At 56.6% G+C, this 18,386-nt stretch carries 16 protein-coding genes; 5 read left to right on the top strand and 11 right to left on the bottom strand.

Annotated elements, in window-relative coordinates:
- The 8 genes from hflK to MELB17_RS12590 form a co-directional block, all read right to left on the bottom strand.
- Positions 1-1,188, bottom strand: coding sequence for an FtsH protease activity modulator HflK (hflK, locus tag MELB17_RS12625; RefSeq protein WP_007350637.1), 1,188 nt, complete (start codon positions 1,186-1,188; stop codon positions 1-3).
- Positions 1,189-1,266: 78 nt separating this feature from the next.
- Entirely contained in the window at positions 1,267-2,565 is a 1,299-nt protein-coding gene (gene hflX, locus MELB17_RS12620; protein WP_007350636.1) for a ribosome rescue GTPase HflX, read from the bottom strand.
- Positions 2,566-2,696: 131 nt separating this feature from the next.
- The gene (hfq, locus tag MELB17_RS12615) at positions 2,697-2,954 is read right to left on the bottom strand and encodes an RNA chaperone Hfq (protein WP_007350635.1); all 258 of its coding nucleotides are present in this window, start codon (positions 2,952-2,954) and stop codon (positions 2,697-2,699) included.
- A 36-nt stretch (positions 2,955-2,990) separates the two neighbouring features.
- Entirely contained in the window at positions 2,991-4,049 is a 1,059-nt protein-coding gene (gene miaA, locus MELB17_RS12610) for a tRNA (adenosine(37)-N6)-dimethylallyltransferase MiaA (protein WP_007350634.1), read from the bottom strand.
- The gene (gene mutL / locus MELB17_RS12605) at positions 4,049-5,941 is read right to left on the bottom strand and encodes a DNA mismatch repair endonuclease MutL (RefSeq protein WP_007350633.1); all 1,893 of its coding nucleotides are present in this window, start codon (positions 5,939-5,941) and stop codon (positions 4,049-4,051) included. The genes miaA and mutL overlap by 1 nt, the downstream gene beginning before the upstream one ends.
- Positions 5,942-5,985: 44 nt before the next feature.
- Positions 5,986-7,356, bottom strand: coding sequence for an N-acetylmuramoyl-L-alanine amidase (locus MELB17_RS12600; RefSeq protein ID WP_007350632.1), 1,371 nt, complete (start codon positions 7,354-7,356; stop codon positions 5,986-5,988).
- Between the two features lie 14 nt (positions 7,357-7,370).
- On the bottom strand, positions 7,371-7,886 hold the full coding sequence (gene tsaE, locus MELB17_RS12595) for a tRNA (adenosine(37)-N6)-threonylcarbamoyltransferase complex ATPase subunit type 1 TsaE (RefSeq protein ID WP_007350631.1): 516 nt from the start codon (positions 7,884-7,886) through the stop codon (positions 7,371-7,373).
- Between the two features lie 59 nt (positions 7,887-7,945).
- Positions 7,946-9,457: a bifunctional ADP-dependent NAD(P)H-hydrate dehydratase/NAD(P)H-hydrate epimerase gene (locus MELB17_RS12590; RefSeq protein ID WP_007350630.1), complete on the bottom strand. Its 1,512-nt coding sequence runs from the start codon at positions 9,455-9,457 to the stop codon at positions 7,946-7,948.
- Positions 9,458-9,721: 264 nt separating this feature from the next.
- On the opposite strand from MELB17_RS12590, the gene queG reads away from it, so the two are divergent.
- Positions 9,722-10,828, top strand: coding sequence for a tRNA epoxyqueuosine(34) reductase QueG (gene queG, locus MELB17_RS12585; RefSeq protein ID WP_036184678.1), 1,107 nt, complete (start codon positions 9,722-9,724; stop codon positions 10,826-10,828).
- Between the two features lie 60 nt (positions 10,829-10,888).
- Here queG and orn read toward each other — a convergent pair whose 3' ends face one another.
- A complete protein-coding gene (gene orn / locus MELB17_RS12580) occupies positions 10,889-11,431 on the bottom strand; it encodes an oligoribonuclease (protein WP_007350627.1) in 543 nt (180 codons plus the stop codon).
- A gap of 162 nt (positions 11,432-11,593) precedes the next feature.
- Here orn and rsgA point away from each other — a divergent pair, with 162 nt between their 5' ends.
- The gene (gene rsgA, locus MELB17_RS12575; RefSeq protein WP_007350626.1) at positions 11,594-12,664 is read left to right on the top strand and encodes a small ribosomal subunit biogenesis GTPase RsgA; all 1,071 of its coding nucleotides are present in this window, start codon (positions 11,594-11,596) and stop codon (positions 12,662-12,664) included.
- Between the two features lie 91 nt (positions 12,665-12,755).
- Positions 12,756-13,625, top strand: a complete 870-nt coding sequence (gene asd, locus MELB17_RS12570) for an archaetidylserine decarboxylase (protein WP_007350625.1) — start codon at positions 12,756-12,758, stop codon at positions 13,623-13,625.
- 32 nt (positions 13,626-13,657) lie between these two features.
- On the opposite strand, the gene epmA is transcribed toward asd, so the two are convergent.
- Positions 13,658-14,626, bottom strand: coding sequence for an EF-P lysine aminoacylase EpmA (gene epmA / locus MELB17_RS12565; RefSeq protein WP_007350624.1), 969 nt, complete (start codon positions 14,624-14,626; stop codon positions 13,658-13,660).
- Positions 14,627-14,633: 7 nt separating this feature from the next.
- Positions 14,634-15,206 carry an elongation factor P gene (efp, locus tag MELB17_RS12560; RefSeq protein WP_007350623.1) on the bottom strand — a complete coding sequence of 191 codons (573 nt, stop codon included), beginning with the start codon at positions 15,204-15,206 and terminating at the stop codon, positions 14,634-14,636.
- A 45-nt stretch (positions 15,207-15,251) separates the two neighbouring features.
- Between efp and epmB the strand changes: the two genes are divergently transcribed.
- Both epmB and MELB17_RS12550 read left to right on the top strand, forming a co-directional pair.
- Entirely contained in the window at positions 15,252-16,304 is a 1,053-nt protein-coding gene (gene epmB, locus MELB17_RS12555) for an EF-P beta-lysylation protein EpmB (protein WP_007350622.1), read from the top strand.
- A 123-nt stretch (positions 16,305-16,427) separates the two neighbouring features.
- Positions 16,428-18,218 (top strand): hypothetical protein, encoded by a 1,791-nt coding sequence (locus MELB17_RS12550; protein ID WP_007350621.1) that lies wholly within the window; start codon positions 16,428-16,430, stop codon positions 18,216-18,218.
- Positions 18,219-18,386 lie beyond the last annotated feature (168 nt).

Below are 18,386 nucleotides of genomic sequence, written 5' to 3'. Positions count from 1 at the left end.
TTATCTGCTCCTTCGGGCGTTGGTGTCTTGACGAGTGTTCATTTCCTGGATCACCTGATTGGTGACATCCTGAATATCTGCCCGAGAAGCGCTGTCGCTATTACCTCTGAGTGATGCCGCCGCGCCTTGGGTCAACCGATCCAGAGGCAACAACATCATATTACCGCTGCTTTCGGTATCAACCAACACTTTGCTGCTGTTTGAAAACACGGTCTCCATGGTCTGCAGATACATCCGCTCGCGGGTAACGACCGGCGCCAGCTGGTAGACCGCAAGCAGCTCCAAGAAGCGAGCCGTTTCACCGTTGGCACGTTCGGTTACCTGCGCTTTATAAGCATTGGCTTCTTCAATCATGCGCTGGGCTTCACCGCGGGCTTCAGGAACCACCTTGTTACGGTAGGTTTCCGCTTCTTCTTTCACCCGCTGCTCGTCTTCACGGGCGCGCTGTACTTCGCGGAACGCGTCCTGCACCGCGGGTGGCGGCTGAGTGCTTTCCAAGTTGACTCGTACAATTTCCAGGCCCGTTCCGTAATCGACCAGAAATTTCTGCAGGCGCTGTTCAACCATCACGCCGAGCTGAGCACGACCTTCGGTCAGAACCTCATCCAGCGTGGCGCTGCCTACTTCGTGGCGCAGCGCACTGTCGGTGGCAAACGCCAAAGCCTGGTTGGAGTCACGCACGTTCAGAACGTAAGATTTGGCATCGCCTACCCGATACTGAACCTGCAATTCAACGGTTACCAGGTTTTCATCTTGAGTCAACATCTGGCCGCTCGTCTGCGCGGTGCGCACGTTGGTTACGCCCACTTTTGTGACGTCGTCAATGAGCGGCACTTTAAATTGCAAGCCCGGGGTTTCGGTACGATCATACTCACCGAAACGCAGAACTACAGCACGTTCCTGCTCGTCAACCGTGTAGAACGACTGAAAAACAACGTAGCCGACCACAAGTATGCCCGCCAGTGCCAGAACGGCACCAACGCCACCGGACTTGCCGCCGATGCCCATGTTGCCACCGCCGCCGGAGTTGCTGCCTTTGCCTTTACCGCCCAGAAGGCTGCTAAGCTTATCAAGACCCCTTTTCAGCGCTTCGTCGAGATCTGGTGGTCCCTGATCTTTGCCGCCACGACCACCGTTGCCCCAAGGGTCGTTATCGTTGCGGTTTCCACCCGGTTCATTCCAGGCCATAATACTCTCCGTTCCTAACATGTCGAATGGCTGCAAATACTAGGGATTTATTGGCTTACGGGCAATAGGCGATGGTTGTCACTCGCTGCCTGCCCGGAACACCAGTTCATCCTCCCGCACTCCCGCCCGGCTCAGTAGCTGATGCCAGTCGCGGTTTTGCAATCGCACTTCCAGTATGGTTTCACCGGTTTCCCGGCTGGACTCGCTCAATACCGAACCCGCTTCATGAAGCAGCGCACGGAACTTGCCATCGGCCGGTCCCAGCACAACAAAATGATGCACAACGTCTTGTGCCAGGCGCTCTACAACGGCATCAAAAAGCCCCTGTAAACCGTCCCCGGTCACGGCCGATACCCAGGCCCTCACCGGCACGCCTTCTTGATTGCGATCCACTCGCGGAACAAAATCGTCTAGCAGATCCGTCTTGTTAAACACTTGCAGGACCGGCACTTCGTCAGCTCCGATTTCCGCCAGCACATTTTCTACCTGAGCTATATTGTCATCGCGACGTTCGTCGTGACAATCAATCACGTGCAACAGCAGCGCGGCTTCGTTCGTTTCTTCCAGTGTGGCGCGAAACGATTCTACCAGTTTGTGTGGCAAGTGACGGATGAAGCCCACAGTATCCGCCAAAATGACCGCACCGATATCCGGAAGTTCCAGGCGCCGCATAGTTGGGTCGAGCGTCGCGAACAACTGGTCAGCAGTGTATACGTCGGAACTGGTGATTCGGTTGAATAGTGTAGACTTTCCAGCATTGGTATAGCCAACCAGCGACACCGTGGGCAAATCTGCCCGCACCCGCGCCCGACGCCCTTGGTCGCGCTGTCTGCGCACTTTTTCAAGGCGCTTGTTGATCGACTTGATGCGCTCGCGCAGCAACCGGCGATCTGTTTCAAGCTGGGTCTCGCCGGGGCCACGCAGGCCAATACCGCCTTTTTGACGTTCCAGGTGAGTCCAGCCCCGCACCAGACGCGTTGACATATGTTGGAGCTGTGCAAGCTCTACCTGCAACTTACCTTCGTGAGTGCGGGCACGCTGTGCAAAAATATCCAGAATAACCCCAGTGCGGTCCAACACCCGGCACTGCAGTTCGCGCTCAATGTTCCGCTCCTGGCTGGGGCTTAGGGAATGATTGAACAGCACCACGTCGGCCTCTGCGGCGGCTACTGCAGCGCGAATTTCCTCAAGCTTGCCATCACCCACAAAAAAGCGCGGGCTCGGCTGCTTACGCGACCCGGTGACTGTATCCACAGGCTCTACACCGGCAGAAATGACCAGCTCGCGAAACTCGCCAGGGTCTTCATTGCCATCGTGCGCGGTAAAATCAATATTGACCAGAACCGCGCGCTCACCAACGTCAGGACGCTCAAACAATGGGCAGTTTCTCCGGGTTACTCAATCAAAAAATCAAATTCAAATAAACAAACACCCGCGCCAGTGTGGAGCCCTGGGATTCCACACTGGCGCGGGTGTACCACCGGAACCAGCACAGTAGGGCGGAAGAATCAGTCTTCAGACTCGCCCTCATCCTCGTCTGCCGGGTTCTGCGGCGGAATGCGAACATTTCTTGCCGGCACAACGGTAGATATAGCGTGCTTATAGACCATCTGACTGACGGTGTTTTTCAGCAAAATAACGAATTGGTCGAAAGATTCGATCTGGCCCTGCAATTTGATGCCATTGACCAAAAAAATAGAAACGGGAATGCGCTCTTTTCGCAGCGCATTCAGGTAAGGGTCTTGTAAAGAATGCCCTTTTGACATGTGTATTCTCCTGTTTGAGTAAGTCAGATCGTCAATTCAAGTATTCAATGTGGTGTTAAGACCGGCTTTTTTCAATGCGTCCGCAACGATATCTTTGTTATCACTGTCCAGCCAAAGCGCATCTGGCCATTTTCGCAGCCAGGTTAGCTGTCGCTTGGCCAATTGACGGGTGGCGGCAACGCCTTTGTCCACAAAGGCTGTGTGGTCGCACTGGCCAGACAAGTACTCCCATGCCTGGCGATAACCGACACAGCGCATAGATGGCATAGATGGCTCAAGATCACCGCGAGCCATCAAGCCTTCGACTTCACTCAGGAGACCTGCATCCAGCATAGCCAGAAAACGCTGGTAAATACGATCATGCAGTATCTGGCGCTGCAGCGGCGCAACAACCAACTGACTGATAGTATACGGAAGGCTAGAGCCTGCGTCTGCCTGCCAACCGGTGAAATAAGTGTAATTCTCGTTATCAGCAGGCTTGGTATCCGGCGTGTTGGCGATCACTGCAGGCGGTGCTTGCCAAAATGACGAAATCGGCTGCCCGGTCAAGCGCAGCACTTCCAACGCGCGGATCAGCCGCTGCCGGTTATTAGGATGAATAAGGCGAGCCGCAACCGGATCCGCCGCCGCTAACTCCTGGTGCAGCGCGTCCCAACCCTGCAATTGAGCCTCCTGCACCAACTGCTTGCGCACTCGCGGATTTGCCGACGGCAAATCTGACATACCGTGAAGCAACGCTTTGAAATACATCATGGTGCCACCCACTAACAGCGGAATGCGACCCGCTGCCGTGATTTTAGCCATCTCGGCCAGCGCATCGCTGCGGAAGTTAGCCGCAGAATAGGTGTCAGCAGGGTCACAGATATCAATAAGGCGGTGGGGCGCCTGCGCCAGCTCGGCTGCACTGGGCTTGGCCGTACCGATATCCATACCGCGATAAATCATCGCCGAATCCACGCTGATGATATCGCAGGGTAAGTGCTGGCAAAGCTGAAGAGCCAGGTCAGTTTTACCGGAGGCGGTAGGGCCCATAATAAAAATAGCAGGCGGCAATGCTGTCGCCGCGGGTTGATCGGCAAAACCGACAGCGTTCATCAACGCCCCCGTAGAAACAGTTTGTCCAACTCGGCCAGCGTCATCACTGTCCAGGTTGGGCGACCGTGGTTGCATTGACCGCTACGTTCGGTGGCCTCCATGTCTCTCAGCAGCGAGTTCATTTCCGGAATGGTTAACTGGCGGTTGGCCCGCACCGAGCCGTGGCACGCCATGGTGCCCAATAATTCCTGAGTGACCGCCTGAACCCTGTCACTCTGGCCATGTTCAATCAAATCAGACAGCACATCACGCACCAGCTGTTCACCATCGGCACCGCGCAACAACGCCGGAATTTGTCGCACCGCCAGCGTCTCTGGCCCAATGCGCTCTATCACCAGGCCCAACTGCTGCAGTTCATCGCCGTGGGTTTCAACCAGTCCGGCCTCTTTTTGACTGACTGCCAGCGATAGCGGCACCAACAAAGGCTGGCTTTTCAGATCCTGCTGAGCCAACGCCTGTTTCATGCGCTCATATGTAATACGCTCGTGCGCCGCGTGCATATCCACCATAATTAATCCGGTGCGGCTCTGTGCCAGAATATAAATACCGTGCAATTGGGCAATGGCATAGCCCAAGGGCGGCTCTTGTTCGCTGTCTTCGAGCATTTGCGGAGGGTGAGCGGCAACGCTTGCCTGGCGGCCCGCAGACACACCGCCCCCGGCATTCAGGGCCTGATAAAAACCGAGCTGGTCACTGGCCTGCCACTGATGTTGCGGATCTGAATGTGTAACTTGGCCAGGCGTCCGCTCGATGCCGCCCGGGTAGCCCAAAGCCGATTCACTCGCGGCCGAACCTGGCGACGGGAGCCCTTCAGCAGAACCCGTGACGGCTGCAAACGCGTTTTCGCGGCCCAGAGACTGCGCTACCGCACCACGCAAATGGTCGTCCGGGCGCACGTCTGCAAGCGCCTTGTGCAGAGTACGAAACAGAAAATCGTGGACCAGACGGCCATCGCGGAAGCGCACCTCGTGTTTGGTGGGGTGCACATTGACATCCACCGATCCCGGGTCTACTTCCAGATACAGCACAAAAGCGGCGTGGCGATTGTTATAAAGCACATCACGGTAGGCCTGGCGTACAGCATGCGCCACCAGACGGTCACGAATAACACGACCGTTGACGAAAAAGTACTGAAGGTCAGTCTGGCTGCGGGAAAAGGTGGGCAGAGCAACCCAGCCCCAAAGTTTCAAACCGGTGGCTTCGGCGCTAATGACCACTGCATTGTCGATAAACTGCTGACCACACAGCGACGCAATCCGCCGTTCTTTATCCAGCTCTGACAAGGCCGGTCGCAGGCTTTGCACGGCACGCTGGTTATGGCGCAGATTGAAGCCGGTATCGAAGCAACTTAGAGCCTGGCGCCGGACGCATTCTTCCACGTGGCCAAATTCAGTTTTTTCAGTACGCAAAAACTTGCGCCTCGCCGGCGTGTTAAAAAACAGATCGCGAACCTCTACCGTGGACCCCACCGGGTGCGCCGCCGGCGATACGTGCGCGTCCATATCGCGACCTTCCACTTCGACTTTGCTTGCGGCTTCCTGATTTTCGGTGCGCGAGGTCAGGCTCAGGCGGGATACGGAACTAATACTGGCCAGTGCCTCACCACGAAAACCCAGCGACGTGACTGCTTCAAGGTCATCCAGACTGGTAATCTTGCTGGTGGCGTGGCGGCTCAGGGCCAGGGACAGGTCTTCAGCGGCGATACCACAGCCGTCGTCGCGCACTCGGATCAGCTTGACGCCGCCCTGTTCTATGTCCACATCCACCCGACTGGCACCCGCATCCAAAGCGTTTTCTATCAATTCTTTGACCACGGACGCCGGCCGCTCCACCACCTCACCGGCGGCAATCTGGTTCGCGAGCCGGGGGGGCAGCAAATGTATGTGGGGCATGGCTGGCGCGGACCTCTTTTTCAACGAATTGTTTAGCTAATCGCTCAGCTGGCAGGAATGGTAATGGTTTGACCTACCATAACACGGTCGCTCTGCATGCCGTTAAGGTGCATAAGCTCACGCACGGACAGCTGATTTTCCCGCGCCAGATCAGACAGAGTGTCACCTCGCTGGATGCGGTAGCGGCTCACGCGGTTCTGCATCTGGCCGTTCTGCTTCTGCCACGCCAGCAGCGTACCCGGTGGCGGTGTTTTGCGGAAATAGCCGTCAATACCGGTCATAATCGCAGCAGATAAGCGCTTACGATAGAGCTCAGTGGACAAGTTCTTCTCTTCCTGAGGGTTTGAGATAAAGCCGGCTTCCACCAATATAGACGGTATATCCGGCGACTTGAGCACCACAAAAGATGCCTGCTCTACGCCGGGCTTGTGAAGTTCGGTCACCCCCCCCAGCTGCCCCAGTATTGCGCTACCCACGCCCAGGCTGGCGTTAATGCTGGCGGTCATAGACAAGTCCAGAAGAACCCCGGCAAGGGTGTCATCGCGGCCTTCCAGCGAGACCCCTGAGCCGCCAATCAGGTCAGAGCGGTTTTCGCTTTGCGCCAACCAACGAGCGGTCTCACTGGTCGCTCCCCGTTGCGACAGAGCAAATACCGATGCCCCTTTTGGCTGTGGCGTGCGGAACGCATCCGCATGCACTGACACGAAAAGATCGGCGTTGTATTTACGGGCCAGAAGCGTGCGATTACGCAGGCCAATGTAGTAGTCGCCGGTACGGGTCAGCTTGGCGCTGTAACCCGGGCGGCTGTTGATAAGGTCGTGCAGGGTCTTGGCCATGTTCAGCACCACGTCTTTTTCACGAGTACCGCGGGGCCCGATAGCGCCCGGATCTTCACCGCCGTGGCCAGCGTCAATCACTATGACAATGTCTCGTTTACCCGCGGAGTTGTGGGTAATGGTCGGCTTTGCCGCCTTGGCCCTATCAACGCGGGTGCCGCCCTCGTCAATAAGGTCTACCACTAAACGGTGGCCGTATTGCTGGTTCGGTGTTAATAAAAAACTGCGAGGTTTCACGCTTTTTTTCAGGTCCAGCACAACCCTCAGATCTTTACCATTGCGCACCGCGCTGCGAATACGGCGGATAGGGCTGCCAGACAAGTCCAGCTTGTCCAGGCTCGCCTGCAACCGGGTGTCTTTCAAATCAATAACCAGCCGGTCTGGGCCCGCCAGCGCGAAAATAGTGTGATCTACTTCGCCGGCCGTATCGATGACCAAGCGAGTGTGATCCGGCGCCGGCCAGATTCGCAGGCCTTCCACACGGGTACCTGCCTGCGCCACCTGCATGAGAAGTAGCAGGTTGAGGGCCAGAAAAGCCAGCACGGTTTTACTGCAGATCCTGTTATAGAAATAAGCCATTGAACATCCCTTTGTCACGAATCGGTATGGTGCGCATCTTCCGGGCCAATTATTTCCAGCTCATTCAGCATATCGGCGCCTACCTGAGAGCCAGCGCGCAAGATGGCCGAGCGACCATTGCCCTGAGATTCCAGATGCACTGTCAGGTCCGCAGTGGGCAGTAACTCTTCGCCCCTTTCCGGCCACTCCATCAGGCATAAATTATGATCATTGAAATAATCACGTATGCCCATAAATTCCAGTTCTTCCGGGTCTTTCAGACGATACAGGTCAAAGTGATACACCGGCGGCTGCAAATTCTCGTAAGGCTCCACAATGGTGTAAGTCGGACTTTTTACCGCACCCTCGTGCCCTAACCCGCGCAGCAAGCCTCGGCTGAGTGTGGTTTTGCCCATACCCAGATCACCACCCAGATAAATCGCCAGCGCGTTTTCTGCACGCTGGACCAAGCGAGCCAGCTCCCGGCCCAAGCGTTCGGTTTCACTGTCATCCGCCAGGAACAGCCGGCGCTCATTGCCAAAAATTGTCATAGGTCCTCCGGTGTACCGCGAACTCGTTTACACAACGCTCCGTTCAATTACTGTTCAATTCAATGCCCTGAGCAGGCTAACACCCGGGGCAAAGCATCAATAACATCGGTTGGCTGCAGGCCCATATAGCCAAACTGCTGAGTTGCCATGTTAGCTGCCGCCAGGTGCAGGGCTGCAGCCGTCACGACTGCCTGGGTCGAATCCGTCAGCTGAGCCAATAAACTACCAGCAATACCCGCCAGTACATCCCCCATCCCCCCGGTAGCCAACCCCGGATTACTGCCGCTGACCACAAATATTCGACCGTGCAGGGTCGCAATCACGGTGCCGGCACCCTTAAGTAGAATGGTGCCTCCGTACCGCGACTGTAACTTGCGCGCTGCGCTTAACCGGTCAATCTCCACCTCCGCAACGGTGCAGCCCAAAAGGCGCGCAGCCTCCCCAGGGTGAGGGGTCAAAATACGATTGTCCGCGGCTACCGACGCTTTTTTCGCCATCAGGCCGCCCGCCATCAGATTCAAGGCGTCGGCATCCAGCACCTGCGGTTTGTTACATTCCAACACCTGCTGCAGCATCTGTTGACCCCAGGCCGACTGGCCAAGGCCTGGTCCACAAACCACCACGGTTGCCGCCGCTAGCAGAGGCGCCAACTCAGAGCCATGCACAACGCCGTGGCTCATTACCGCCGGGCACCGGCTCAGTGCTGCAGCCACATGCTCTTGCCGGGTCGCCAAGGAAACGAGCCCTGCACCGCTGCGCGCAGCGGCCTCGGCCACCAGCAACCCCGCACCACCAAAACCGCGATCGCCCGCAACCACTAACACATGGCCAAAATTGCCTTTGTGAGCGTTGGCAGCGCGCTTCGAAATACCCAAAGTAACGGAGGACCAGTCCGCCCGTGTGGCTAACACCGGCTCGGTACAGCCACCAAGCTGCTGGGCGACACCCAAATCTTCGAAAACCACCTCACCGCAAACAGCAGGACCGTGACCGGTGAACAGGCCGGCTTTCAAACCTATAAATGTTACCGTAGCATCCGCAGCAACGACATCACCCGCGGCTGCACCGGTGGTGGCATTGAGCCCTGAGGGTACGTCCAGCGCCAAAACGCCCGCGGCTGATTGATTGCAAAGCACAATAACTCGCGCGAATTCACCCCGTGGCGCGCCATTCAGGCCAGTGCCCAACATAGCGTCTACCGTAACATCGGCCTGTTCCAGAAAACTCGTCAAATCCGTGTCAGCCGACTGTGCTGCGGTCACCATACTGATCTTCTGGTCGCTCGCCCGCTGCCAGGCTTTACGGGCATCACCCTGCAGTTTGGCGGGATCTGACAGCACCAGGCAGGTTACGCCCAAACCGCGGCGCAGAGCGCAAGTCGCCAACAGATAACCATCGCCGCCATTATTACCCGCACCGCAGAGCACCAACACGCGGCGGCACTGGGGCCAGCGGCGCAGGAGCTGCCGAAAAGCACTGCGGGCAGCGGCCTGCATCAACTCAAAGCCATCGACTCCTTGTTCGTCAATCAAGTACCGGTCCAGATTGCGCACCGAACCGGCGCTGTACAAAGCCGGAGGCAGACCCGCACCTTGCCCTGCGGGCGCTGACAGATCAGGCTTTGATAGACTCGGCTCTGATAGACGGTACTCTGATAGACTGTGCCTTGCTGACCACGACATCGGACACTCCAAGCCAAAGAAACCGGTTTAAGACAAATTGCCAGCTATCTGTAAAGCATAGCAAAATCACAAAAAAGGTCACAACTTAATCAAATTAAATCTGCACGCCAACGCCAGCAAACCCCAGATTCGCCCCACACACACGGCCGGCCAATGACAGCATCACCTGCAACATCAACAACCTGCGCAAAAAACAGTCACCAGAAGGCGAATTTGCAGGCATTGGTGCAACAGATTCGCGACTGGGCCCAAGAGCTGGGTTTTGCCGACCTGGGCATCACCAGCGCCGATACAGGCGAGCACGCGCAACGCTTGCAACACTGGCTGGAACAGGGCTACCACGGCACCATGGATTACATGGCAAACCACGGCGACAAACGCTATACCCCGGCATCGCTGGTTCCGGGCACCGCGCGCGTCATTTCCGTGCGCATGGACTACCTGACGCTGCCCGACAATCCACAACAGGCGCTCCGCAATCGCGAAAACGCGTACATCAGCCGTTATACTCTGGGCCGCGATTACCACAAGCTTATGCGTAAGCGCCTGGCGCAGCTGGCCAAACGTATCGACAGCGCCCTCGAAGGCCACCAGCATCGCGCCTTTGTGGACAGTGCTCCTGTGCTCGAACGCGCTCTGGCCCAGCGTGCCGGGCTTGGCTGGATTGGCAAAAACAACATGGTGATACACCCCAAAGCGGGCTCGTTCTTTTTCCTCGGGGAGATTTATACCAGCGCGCCCTTGCCCGTAGACGCGCCCTTTACAACAGACCACTGCGGCAGCTGCTCGGCCTGCCTGCAGCTGTGCCCTACCAATGCATTTGTAGACGCACACATGCTGGATGCGCGGCGCTGCATAAGCTATCTGACCATTGAATTGAAAGAGAGTATTCCGGAAGAGCTGCGCCCGCTGATGGGCAACCGGGTGTTTGGCTGCGACGACTGCCAGTTGGTGTGCCCGTGGAACAAGTTCAGCAAACATTCAGAGGAAGACGACTTCAAACCCCGCCACGGTCTGGATAACACGTCTCTGGCAGCGCTGATGATGTGGAGCGAAGAACAGTTTTTGCAGCGTACAGAAGGCTCGGCTATTCGCCGCACCGGTTATCACGGCTGGTTGCGCAATCTGGCGGTCGGGCTGGGCAACGCCCCTACCACCATTCCGGTGTTAGAAGCGCTGCGTGCGCGTCAGGATTACCCGTCTGAGATGGTACGCGAGCATGTGGAGTGGGCGCTGGCCCAACACGGCCTGGCGCCTTGAGCGGCAGCAGTTGCACCCTGAGCGCTCGTATGGCTTGAGCGCATCAGAATTTAAACGATCTTACAGTTTGAAAAAGTGCTCGCGATAATGGCGCAGCTCGTTAATAGAATCGCGAATATCGTCCAGCGCCAAATGATTGCCCTGTTTCTTGACTCCGTCCAGCACATCCGGGCGCCAACGCCGCGCCAGCTCTTTGATGGTAGACACATCCAGATTGCGGTAATGGAAGAACTCTTCCAGCTGCGGCATGTACTTGACCAAAAAGCGCCGGTCTTGGCCGATACTGTTGCCGCACAGAGGAGAATCACCCGGCTCCAGGTGTTCGCGCAAAAACGCCAGGGTTTGCTGCTCGGCTTCGGCTTCGCTGATGCGACTGTCTGTTACTCGTTGGGTCAGACCACTTTCACCATGGGTACGGGTACACCATTCGTCCATCGCGCCCATCAGAGTGTCAGACTGATGTACCGCAAGCACCGGGCCTTCGGCAATCAGATTGAGTTCGGAATCGGTAATCAGGGTAGCCATTTCGATAATGCGCTCCTGCTCCGGATCCAGACCTGTCATTTCCAAGTCAATCCAGACCAGGCGATTGCCCTTTGCCATCGGTATTTCTCCTGCGTGGTGCTAACGGTAAAATCCGGAATTTATCAGCGCAACAGTCGGTAGTGCAGTCGCTAAACCGATAGTATGCCAAATAATATGCCAATATGATGACACAGCAGCTTTGAAACAACCCCGAAACTTTACCCGGTTAATGAAAACTTTATGGCAAAACGGCGACTCAACAAACAGCAACAATGGCGCATCGAAAAAATTCAGGGCGAACGGACAGCACGCGCCGCGCGCAAGGAAGAACAGGTAAAAGAGCAGGTCGATGCGGGTGAGTTAGGGCCGGAAGTTCAAGGTTTGATTATTGCGCACTACGGCCAGCAGCTGGACGTAGAAGCTCTTGAAGGCGAGCACCAAGGAGCCGTTGTGCGCTGCTTTGTGCGCGCCAATATCGACAGCTTGGTCACCGGCGACAAAGTCATCTGGCGCTCCGGTAAAAATCTGACCGGCGTAATCGTCGCTCGCTGCGAACGCATCAACCTGCTGCAACGGCCGGACAACTTCGGCGCGCTGAAACCGGTGGCGGCGAATATTGACTATATTATTCTGGTGGTTGCCCCCGAGCCCGAGCCCCACGACAACCTGATTGACCGCTATCTGGTGGCGTCAGAAACCACTGACATTCCAGCCATACTACTGCTGAATAAGACTGACCTTATCAACGACGACAACCGCAGCGCCATAGAAGCGCTACTGGCGCGCTATGAAGCACTGGGCTATCAGGTGGTTCGCACGTCTGCCGCCCTGGCCGGCAACCAGCCACCGCCAGAGCTGGAAGCCCTGGTGAAAGATCGTACGACGGTGTTTGTGGGCCAGTCTGGGGTGGGTAAATCGTCCATTATTCAAACCCTGTTGCCCGATGAAGAACTGCGGGTGGGCGCAGTGTCGCAGAGCACCGGCAAAGGCATTCACACCACTACCACCGCCAAGCTGTTTCATCTGCCCATCGGCGGCGACCTGATTGACTCGCCGGGCATTCGCGAGTTCGGCCTTTGGCACATGACACCGCAAGAAATCGAGTACGGCTTTCGCGAAATTCGCGACCTGATGGGCTACTGCAAGTTCCGCAACTGCCGCCACGCCGGCGACCCCGGTTGCGCCATTGATGCTGCCGCGGAAGACGGTCGTCTAAGCCCGGAACGCAAAAGGAGTTTCCACCGCATCTTACAGGCTATGGCAGAGCAGCAGGCTCGCGGCCTAAAACTGGACCAACCCGGAACACGGTAGCGCCGGAAATCTTGTGCGTTGGGGTATAAACCTTTTGATGAAATAGGCCGTTTGCTAAACTTCGCGCCATCGTAGCCAAAGGATTTTTCTGATGATGGAAAAGCTGTTTGTTCTGAGCCAGTATATTGCGCCCCAGCTCTCACTCTCCCGTCTAGCTGGGCGCATGGCTAACAGCACCGGTACGCCAGCCTTACGCCACCGCTTCATACGCTGGTTTATTAACCGCTATGGCGTAAACATGAGCGAAGCTGAAAACAGCGACCCCGATGCATACGACAGCTTCAATGATTTTTTTACCCGGGCACTCAAGCCTGGTTTGCGACCCATTGAGGGTAACGAAAGCACGCTGGTTAGCCCGGTAGACGGTTGCGTCAGCCAGTTGGGCAATATAAACGGGGGCCGCATCTTTCAGGCCAAAGGCCAATCGTTCAGCTTGCTGGAACTGTTAGGCGGTGATCAGCAACGGGCCGATATCTTTGCCGAAGGTGAATTCGCCACCATTTACCTGGCCCCCGGTGACTATCATCGGATTCACATGCCGATGGCCGGACAGCTGCGGGAAATGGTGCACGTGCCCGGCCGATTGTTCTCTGTAAATCCGGCTACCGCAGCCATCATACCCAACCTGTTTGCCCGCAATGAACGCGTCGTATGCATGTTTGATACCGCGACCGGCCCAATGGCGCTGGTATTGGTAGGCGCAATGATTGTCGGCAGCGTGGAAACACCCTGGGCCGGCGTCGTGAAACCCGGAGCGGCGCCAGGCGATGGCGGTGTCAGCCAGCAAAGCTACAGCGGCGAGCAGGCCCTCAAGTTTGCACGGGGTGAGGAAATGGGTCGCTTCCGCCTGGGCTCTACGGTCGTGATGGTGATGCCAAAAGGCCGAACTCAGTGGAGTAACGCCCAAAAACCCGGAAAAAAAGTGAAGTTAGGCGAAATTTTCGGCGAGGTCGAAGCCTGAAGTTTGAAGCTTGTATTTGGAGACGATCGCGCTCAGGCCCTGGCGAAGGGGAAGGCCAGCACCTCATCAATCGAGCTGGCACCCAGTTTCAGCATCAACAACCGGTCCAGCCCCAGGGCAACGCCGGCGCAATCGGGCAAACCGCTGTCCATCGCGGCCAAAAAAGCGTCGTCTTGCTCCATGGCTGCCTGGCCGCGTGCCTGACGCAGCCGGTTATCCGCTGCAAAACGCCGGCGCTGCTCATCCGCGTCCGTCAGTTCCCAGTAGCCGTTACACAACTCCAGTCCATTGATATACAGCTCAAAGCGATGAGCTACCGCGAAACCGCCAACTTGGCTGGTGCGCGCCAGCGAGGCCTGTGACGCCGGATACTGGTGGATAAACACCGGGCAATCCAGCCCTAACCGGGGCTCCACGGCAAAACTCATCAGCAAGTCCAGGCAGTCATCGCGACTCATTCCCACAAGCTGCTGCGGCTCCATCCATTGCCCGCAGCGAGCGTGCAGCTGCGCATCGGTGCAGGTGAACGGATCAATATGCGCCCAGCGGCGAAGCGCTTCGCGATAACTCAGGGTGTGCGGTCGCAAGCAGTCAAGCCAGGAACAGACCAAGTCCGCTACTTCGTTCATTAGGGTCTGGTCATCAAAGCCGCAGCGGTACCATTCCAGCATGGAAAATTCGGGGTTGTGCCGGCGCCCGCGTTCACCGTCGCGAAACACTTTTGTAACCTGGTAGATATCGCCACAGCCGGCCGCCAGCAAGCGCTTCATGTGATATTCCGGGGAAGTCTGCAACCACCCACCTTGACGGCCCGCTGCGCTCACCCGGGCAGCAATACTGCTCAGATTGGGATCGGTGACGCCGCAGCGGCCAAGCACCGGGGTTTCAACCTCCAGCACTTGGCGCTGCGCAAAAAAGCCGCGCACAAACGACAGTTGTTGTGCGCGGCTCTTCAGGGCTCGGCTGGCAGCGCTGGGCTGCCAGCTATCAGCGTTGCTCATCAACGCCCTAGCTTTTAACCCGGTTCATATATTCACCGGTGCGAGTGTCTACTTTTAACACTTCACCAATGGTGATAAACAGCGGCACGCTAACCACGGCGCCAGTGGACAGAGTGGCCGGTTTGGAGCCGCCCTGGGCGGTATCGCCTTTCATGCCCGGATCGGTTTCGACCACTTCCAGCTCGACAAAATTCGGCGGCGTAATCGTCAGCGGCGCACCGTTAAACAAGGTAACCGTGTAAACGTCCTGTTCTTTTAGCCATTTAAGGGTATCGCCCACGGCTTTTCCATCTGCCGCGTACTGCTCAAACGAACCATCGGTGAGCATGAAGTGCCAGAATTGGCCATCGGTGTAAAGGTATTCCATATCCTGATCCATCACGTCGGCACCTTCCAGGCTTTCGTTAGACTTGAAGGTACGGTCCCACACCCGGTTGGTCATCAGGTTACGCAGGCGCACCCGGCTGAAGCCCTGGCCTTTACCGGGTTTTACAAATTCGTTTTCCAGAATGATGCAGGGGTCGCCTTCAAACAAAACCTTAAGACCGCCGCGAAATTCGTTGGTAGAATATGAAGCCATGAAATGTCCACCTGCCAATAGGCTATTCAGAATTTTAAGGCCGCTATGATACAGCGAACCCCCGTACGTATAGAAGCCCGCGCTTACCCGGAGTGTGGGGAAAGTTCAGAGTCCGCCAGCTGGCAACAGATTTTAGCCAACTCCATCGACCGTCCGGTAGAGCTGCTGGAACGCCTGGGGCTCTGCCCTGAACAATGGATGGCCGGTGCCGATGCCGGGCACCTGCTGTTTTCGATACGGGTGCCCGAGCCTTTTTTGGCGCGCATGGAATATGGCAACCCCAACGACCCCTTGCTGCGTCAGGTACTGCCATTGGTCGACGAAACCCGCACCCTGGCCGGATTTGTCGCCGACCCACTGGCCGAAGCCGACGCCATGGCAACAACAGGGCTGATCCGCAAATACAAAAGCCGTGCCCTGCTCATGGTGACGGGGCAGTGCGCCATTAATTGCCGCTACTGTTTTCGTCGCCACTTCCCCTATGACGAGCAACGGCTAAAACCGCAGGACCGCCAAACCGTGCTGGACACACTGGCAAACAGTCCGGAAATTAACGAAGTGATTTTCAGCGGTGGCGACCCTCTGGCCGCCAACGACAAATTACTGGCGCAATGGGCCAAGGCCCTGGAGCAAATCCCTCACCTACGCCGACTGAGGATTCACACCCGGCTGCCGGTTGTAATTCCACAGCGGGTTTGCGATGCGCTTCTGCAATGGATTCGCGCTACCCGTTTGCGGGTGGTTGTGGTGCTGCACATCAACCATCCCGCGGAAATTGACCAAGCTACTGTTCAGGCCCTGCAAAGGTTAACCGAGGCCGGCGTGACCCTGCTGAATCAGAGTGTTATCCTTCGTGGTGTGAATGACAGCGTCGATGTACTGGAACAACTTAGCGAGCAGTTATTCGATGCCGGTGTGCTACCTTACTACTTACATGCGTTTGACCCTGTAGCGGGGGCTCACCATTTTGCAGTCCCGGACAGCGAGGCCAAAGCTCTGACACGAGAGTTGCTTGAGCGCCTGCCAGGTTTTCTGGTGCCGCGTTTGGTGCGCGAGTTACCCGGTGCTGGCAGCAAAACGCCTCTTGATCTGGAGTAAGGCAAAACCGCTTGTTTTGTAAAAAATTGTCAACTCGGTGATTTTCGCTTTCCGTATTTGCTTTGCTAGCTTACATTACGTAGTGAATCTACACACTTTTTCCCCTCCGCACTGGCGCTCACTATGGAAGGCACCTCTCTGAAACCAGATATCCGGGTACCGGAGCAAAAAACCGCGAGCCTTTCGTTCTGCGACACCGCACCCAAAGCCTTCAAACAATGGGTGGGGTTGCTGCCTATAGCCAACATTGGCGAAGTGTCGCGTCAACTCTATCACGCCATTATTGAACTGAATCAGCTTTTTTTGCCGCCACAGCAGCGTTTGCAACTGCTCGAACTTATTCGCGAAAAAATTCACTTTGTGTGCGCAGAACTGTCCCGCCACTTCATCGGCACCGCGGTATCACTGCCGGAAAAGCAGCGCAAAATCGCCAATCTGGCGCAGGCGCTGCAATTACACATGTCCGGAGGTTACAAACTCTGCGTGATGGAACTGCTGAATGCCGGCAATCCGGATAAAAACCGCAAAGTTCTGGTCATCGCCATGCACCGCAGCATTGCCGAGCTGTCCGGCACCATACTGCGGGCGTATCAGCTTTACTGCCCTACCCCCCCAAACAGCTGGCTGGATTGCCATAAGCTTTACAAATTTGCGCTCGCGCACCAGCTAACCGCTATTGAGGTCGACGATGCCACTCTTAGCCAGCGCAATTCAAGCAGCATTGACGATGCCTACAAACGCATTTTATTGTTGGGTTGCGCCCGCCCTAGCCAGTTGCGCCAAACGGAGCTGAGCCAGCTTTTTACGATGTTGGAACCCTGGACCGATCTGACAGATTTCGTGCCCGGCGCCCAAGGTGACAGCTTGTTTGTGGTAAATATGCGCGCAGACAAGTCGCCGGTATACCGCGGCCTGCTGGGCAGCGCCGAAGAAGGCGACTTTTTCAGTTTCGACAGCCGCCGCCTATCGGCCCAAATTAGCCAGGCCACTCAAACAGCTGATAACAAAGAAGCGAGCGAACTGACGCTGCCTCCACATACCAATGATGCCCTGCTGGCGCACCTCACCCAGGCGCTGGGCACGCTTGCCAAACGCAATTTCAACCGCGTAACCAACCATGGCAGCCTCGAACTGTGTGTCGGGCTAACCGCGGTGCACTATTTTATGGCGGGACGCAAAACCCTGAACGACTTCACTCGACAGCCCGAGGCGGAAGACACCGAAGACAACATGTTTATCCGCAGCTCCACTCGAAGAAACGACGCTTGGGCCGGCGCGCACGATGCCGGTAGCAGAGACAAGGGCATGTTGGCCGGCAATGCTCCTATCAACTTCACCAGCGCCAGGACCCGTGCCAGTGCGGCACTCAAAAACGCGCCCTGCGCCTGTCGCGCAAAGATGGTCAATACCAGCCCTGGCGGCTTTTGCATTGCCTGGGACAGCCAAATACCCAGCAGCCTGCAGACAGGCGAAATTCTCGGCGTACGCGAGCAGAGTTCACAACCCTGGAGTGTTGCCGTGGTTCGCTGGATTCGCCAGATTAAAAACGAGGGCACGCAGATTGGTATTGAACTACAGGCACCCAAGGCGACACCTTGCGCTGTGCGCCTGATTCAGAAACTGGGTAACAGTAGCGAGTACTTACGCGGGCTGATGCTGCCGGAAATCAGCGTCATCAACCAGCCTGCCACGCTGATCGTGCCGCGGCTGCCCTTTCAATCTGGAAACCGTATTACCCTGCTGATTGATGACCAGGAAGAACAAGGCCAGCTGCTGAAAAAAATGACAGCGACCGGCAGCATCAACCAATTTGAAATAAAACTTCAGAGTAGGCCTGACGCTAAAACCAGCACCAATAGACCCGGTTCTGCTACCAGCGAAGATGAATTTGATTCGCTCTGGCCCTCGCTGTAATACGCGCAAACGCTTGGACCTGATTGCGTAATCAGAGCTCCGTCTGTCTCAATTCAGCGCCACGCCCGTGCCGGACTTGTTATTACCCGGCAACCTCTTCATCATTCACACTCATCCAAGAGCCGGGCTTTGTCAGCGGCCCGGCTCCGTCAGTGTGCAGCACGAGAT

The sequence above is a fragment of the Marinobacter sp. ELB17 genome, assembly GCF_000169375.1.
GTDB lineage: Bacteria > Pseudomonadota > Gammaproteobacteria > Pseudomonadales > Oleiphilaceae > Marinobacter.
This window is presented reverse-complemented; position numbering and strand designations above follow the sequence as displayed.

Excerpts from the sequence above, each read along its gene's own strand:
- asd (WP_007350625.1), top strand. The coding sequence starts at position 12,756 with ATGATGGAAAAGCTGTTTGTTCTGAGCCAGTATATTGCGCCCCAGCTC.
- epmA (WP_007350624.1), bottom strand. The coding sequence starts at position 14,626 with ATGAGCAACGCTGATAGCTGGCAGCCCAGCGCTGCCAGCCGAGCCCTG.
- mutL (WP_007350633.1), bottom strand. The coding sequence starts at position 5,941 with ATGCCCCACATACATTTGCTGCCCCCCCGGCTCGCGAACCAGATTGCC.
- queG (WP_036184678.1), top strand. The coding sequence starts at position 9,722 with ATGACAGCATCACCTGCAACATCAACAACCTGCGCAAAAAACAGTCAC.
- rsgA (WP_007350626.1), top strand. The coding sequence starts at position 11,594 with ATGGCAAAACGGCGACTCAACAAACAGCAACAATGGCGCATCGAAAAA.
- MELB17_RS12600 (WP_007350632.1), bottom strand. The coding sequence starts at position 7,356 with ATGGCTTATTTCTATAACAGGATCTGCAGTAAAACCGTGCTGGCTTTT.
- orn (WP_007350627.1), bottom strand. The coding sequence starts at position 11,431 with ATGGCAAAGGGCAATCGCCTGGTCTGGATTGACTTGGAAATGACAGGT.
- efp (WP_007350623.1), bottom strand. The coding sequence starts at position 15,206 with ATGGCTTCATATTCTACCAACGAATTTCGCGGCGGTCTTAAGGTTTTG.
- MELB17_RS12550 (WP_007350621.1), top strand. The coding sequence starts at position 16,428 with ATGGAAGGCACCTCTCTGAAACCAGATATCCGGGTACCGGAGCAAAAA.
- hflK (WP_007350637.1), bottom strand. The coding sequence starts at position 1,188 with ATGGCCTGGAATGAACCGGGTGGAAACCGCAACGATAACGACCCTTGG.
- miaA (WP_007350634.1), bottom strand. The coding sequence starts at position 4,049 with ATGAACGCTGTCGGTTTTGCCGATCAACCCGCGGCGACAGCATTGCCG.
- hfq (WP_007350635.1), bottom strand. The coding sequence starts at position 2,954 with ATGTCAAAAGGGCATTCTTTACAAGACCCTTACCTGAATGCGCTGCGA.
- epmB (WP_007350622.1), top strand. The coding sequence starts at position 15,252 with ATGATACAGCGAACCCCCGTACGTATAGAAGCCCGCGCTTACCCGGAG.
- tsaE (WP_007350631.1), bottom strand. The coding sequence starts at position 7,886 with ATGACAATTTTTGGCAATGAGCGCCGGCTGTTCCTGGCGGATGACAGT.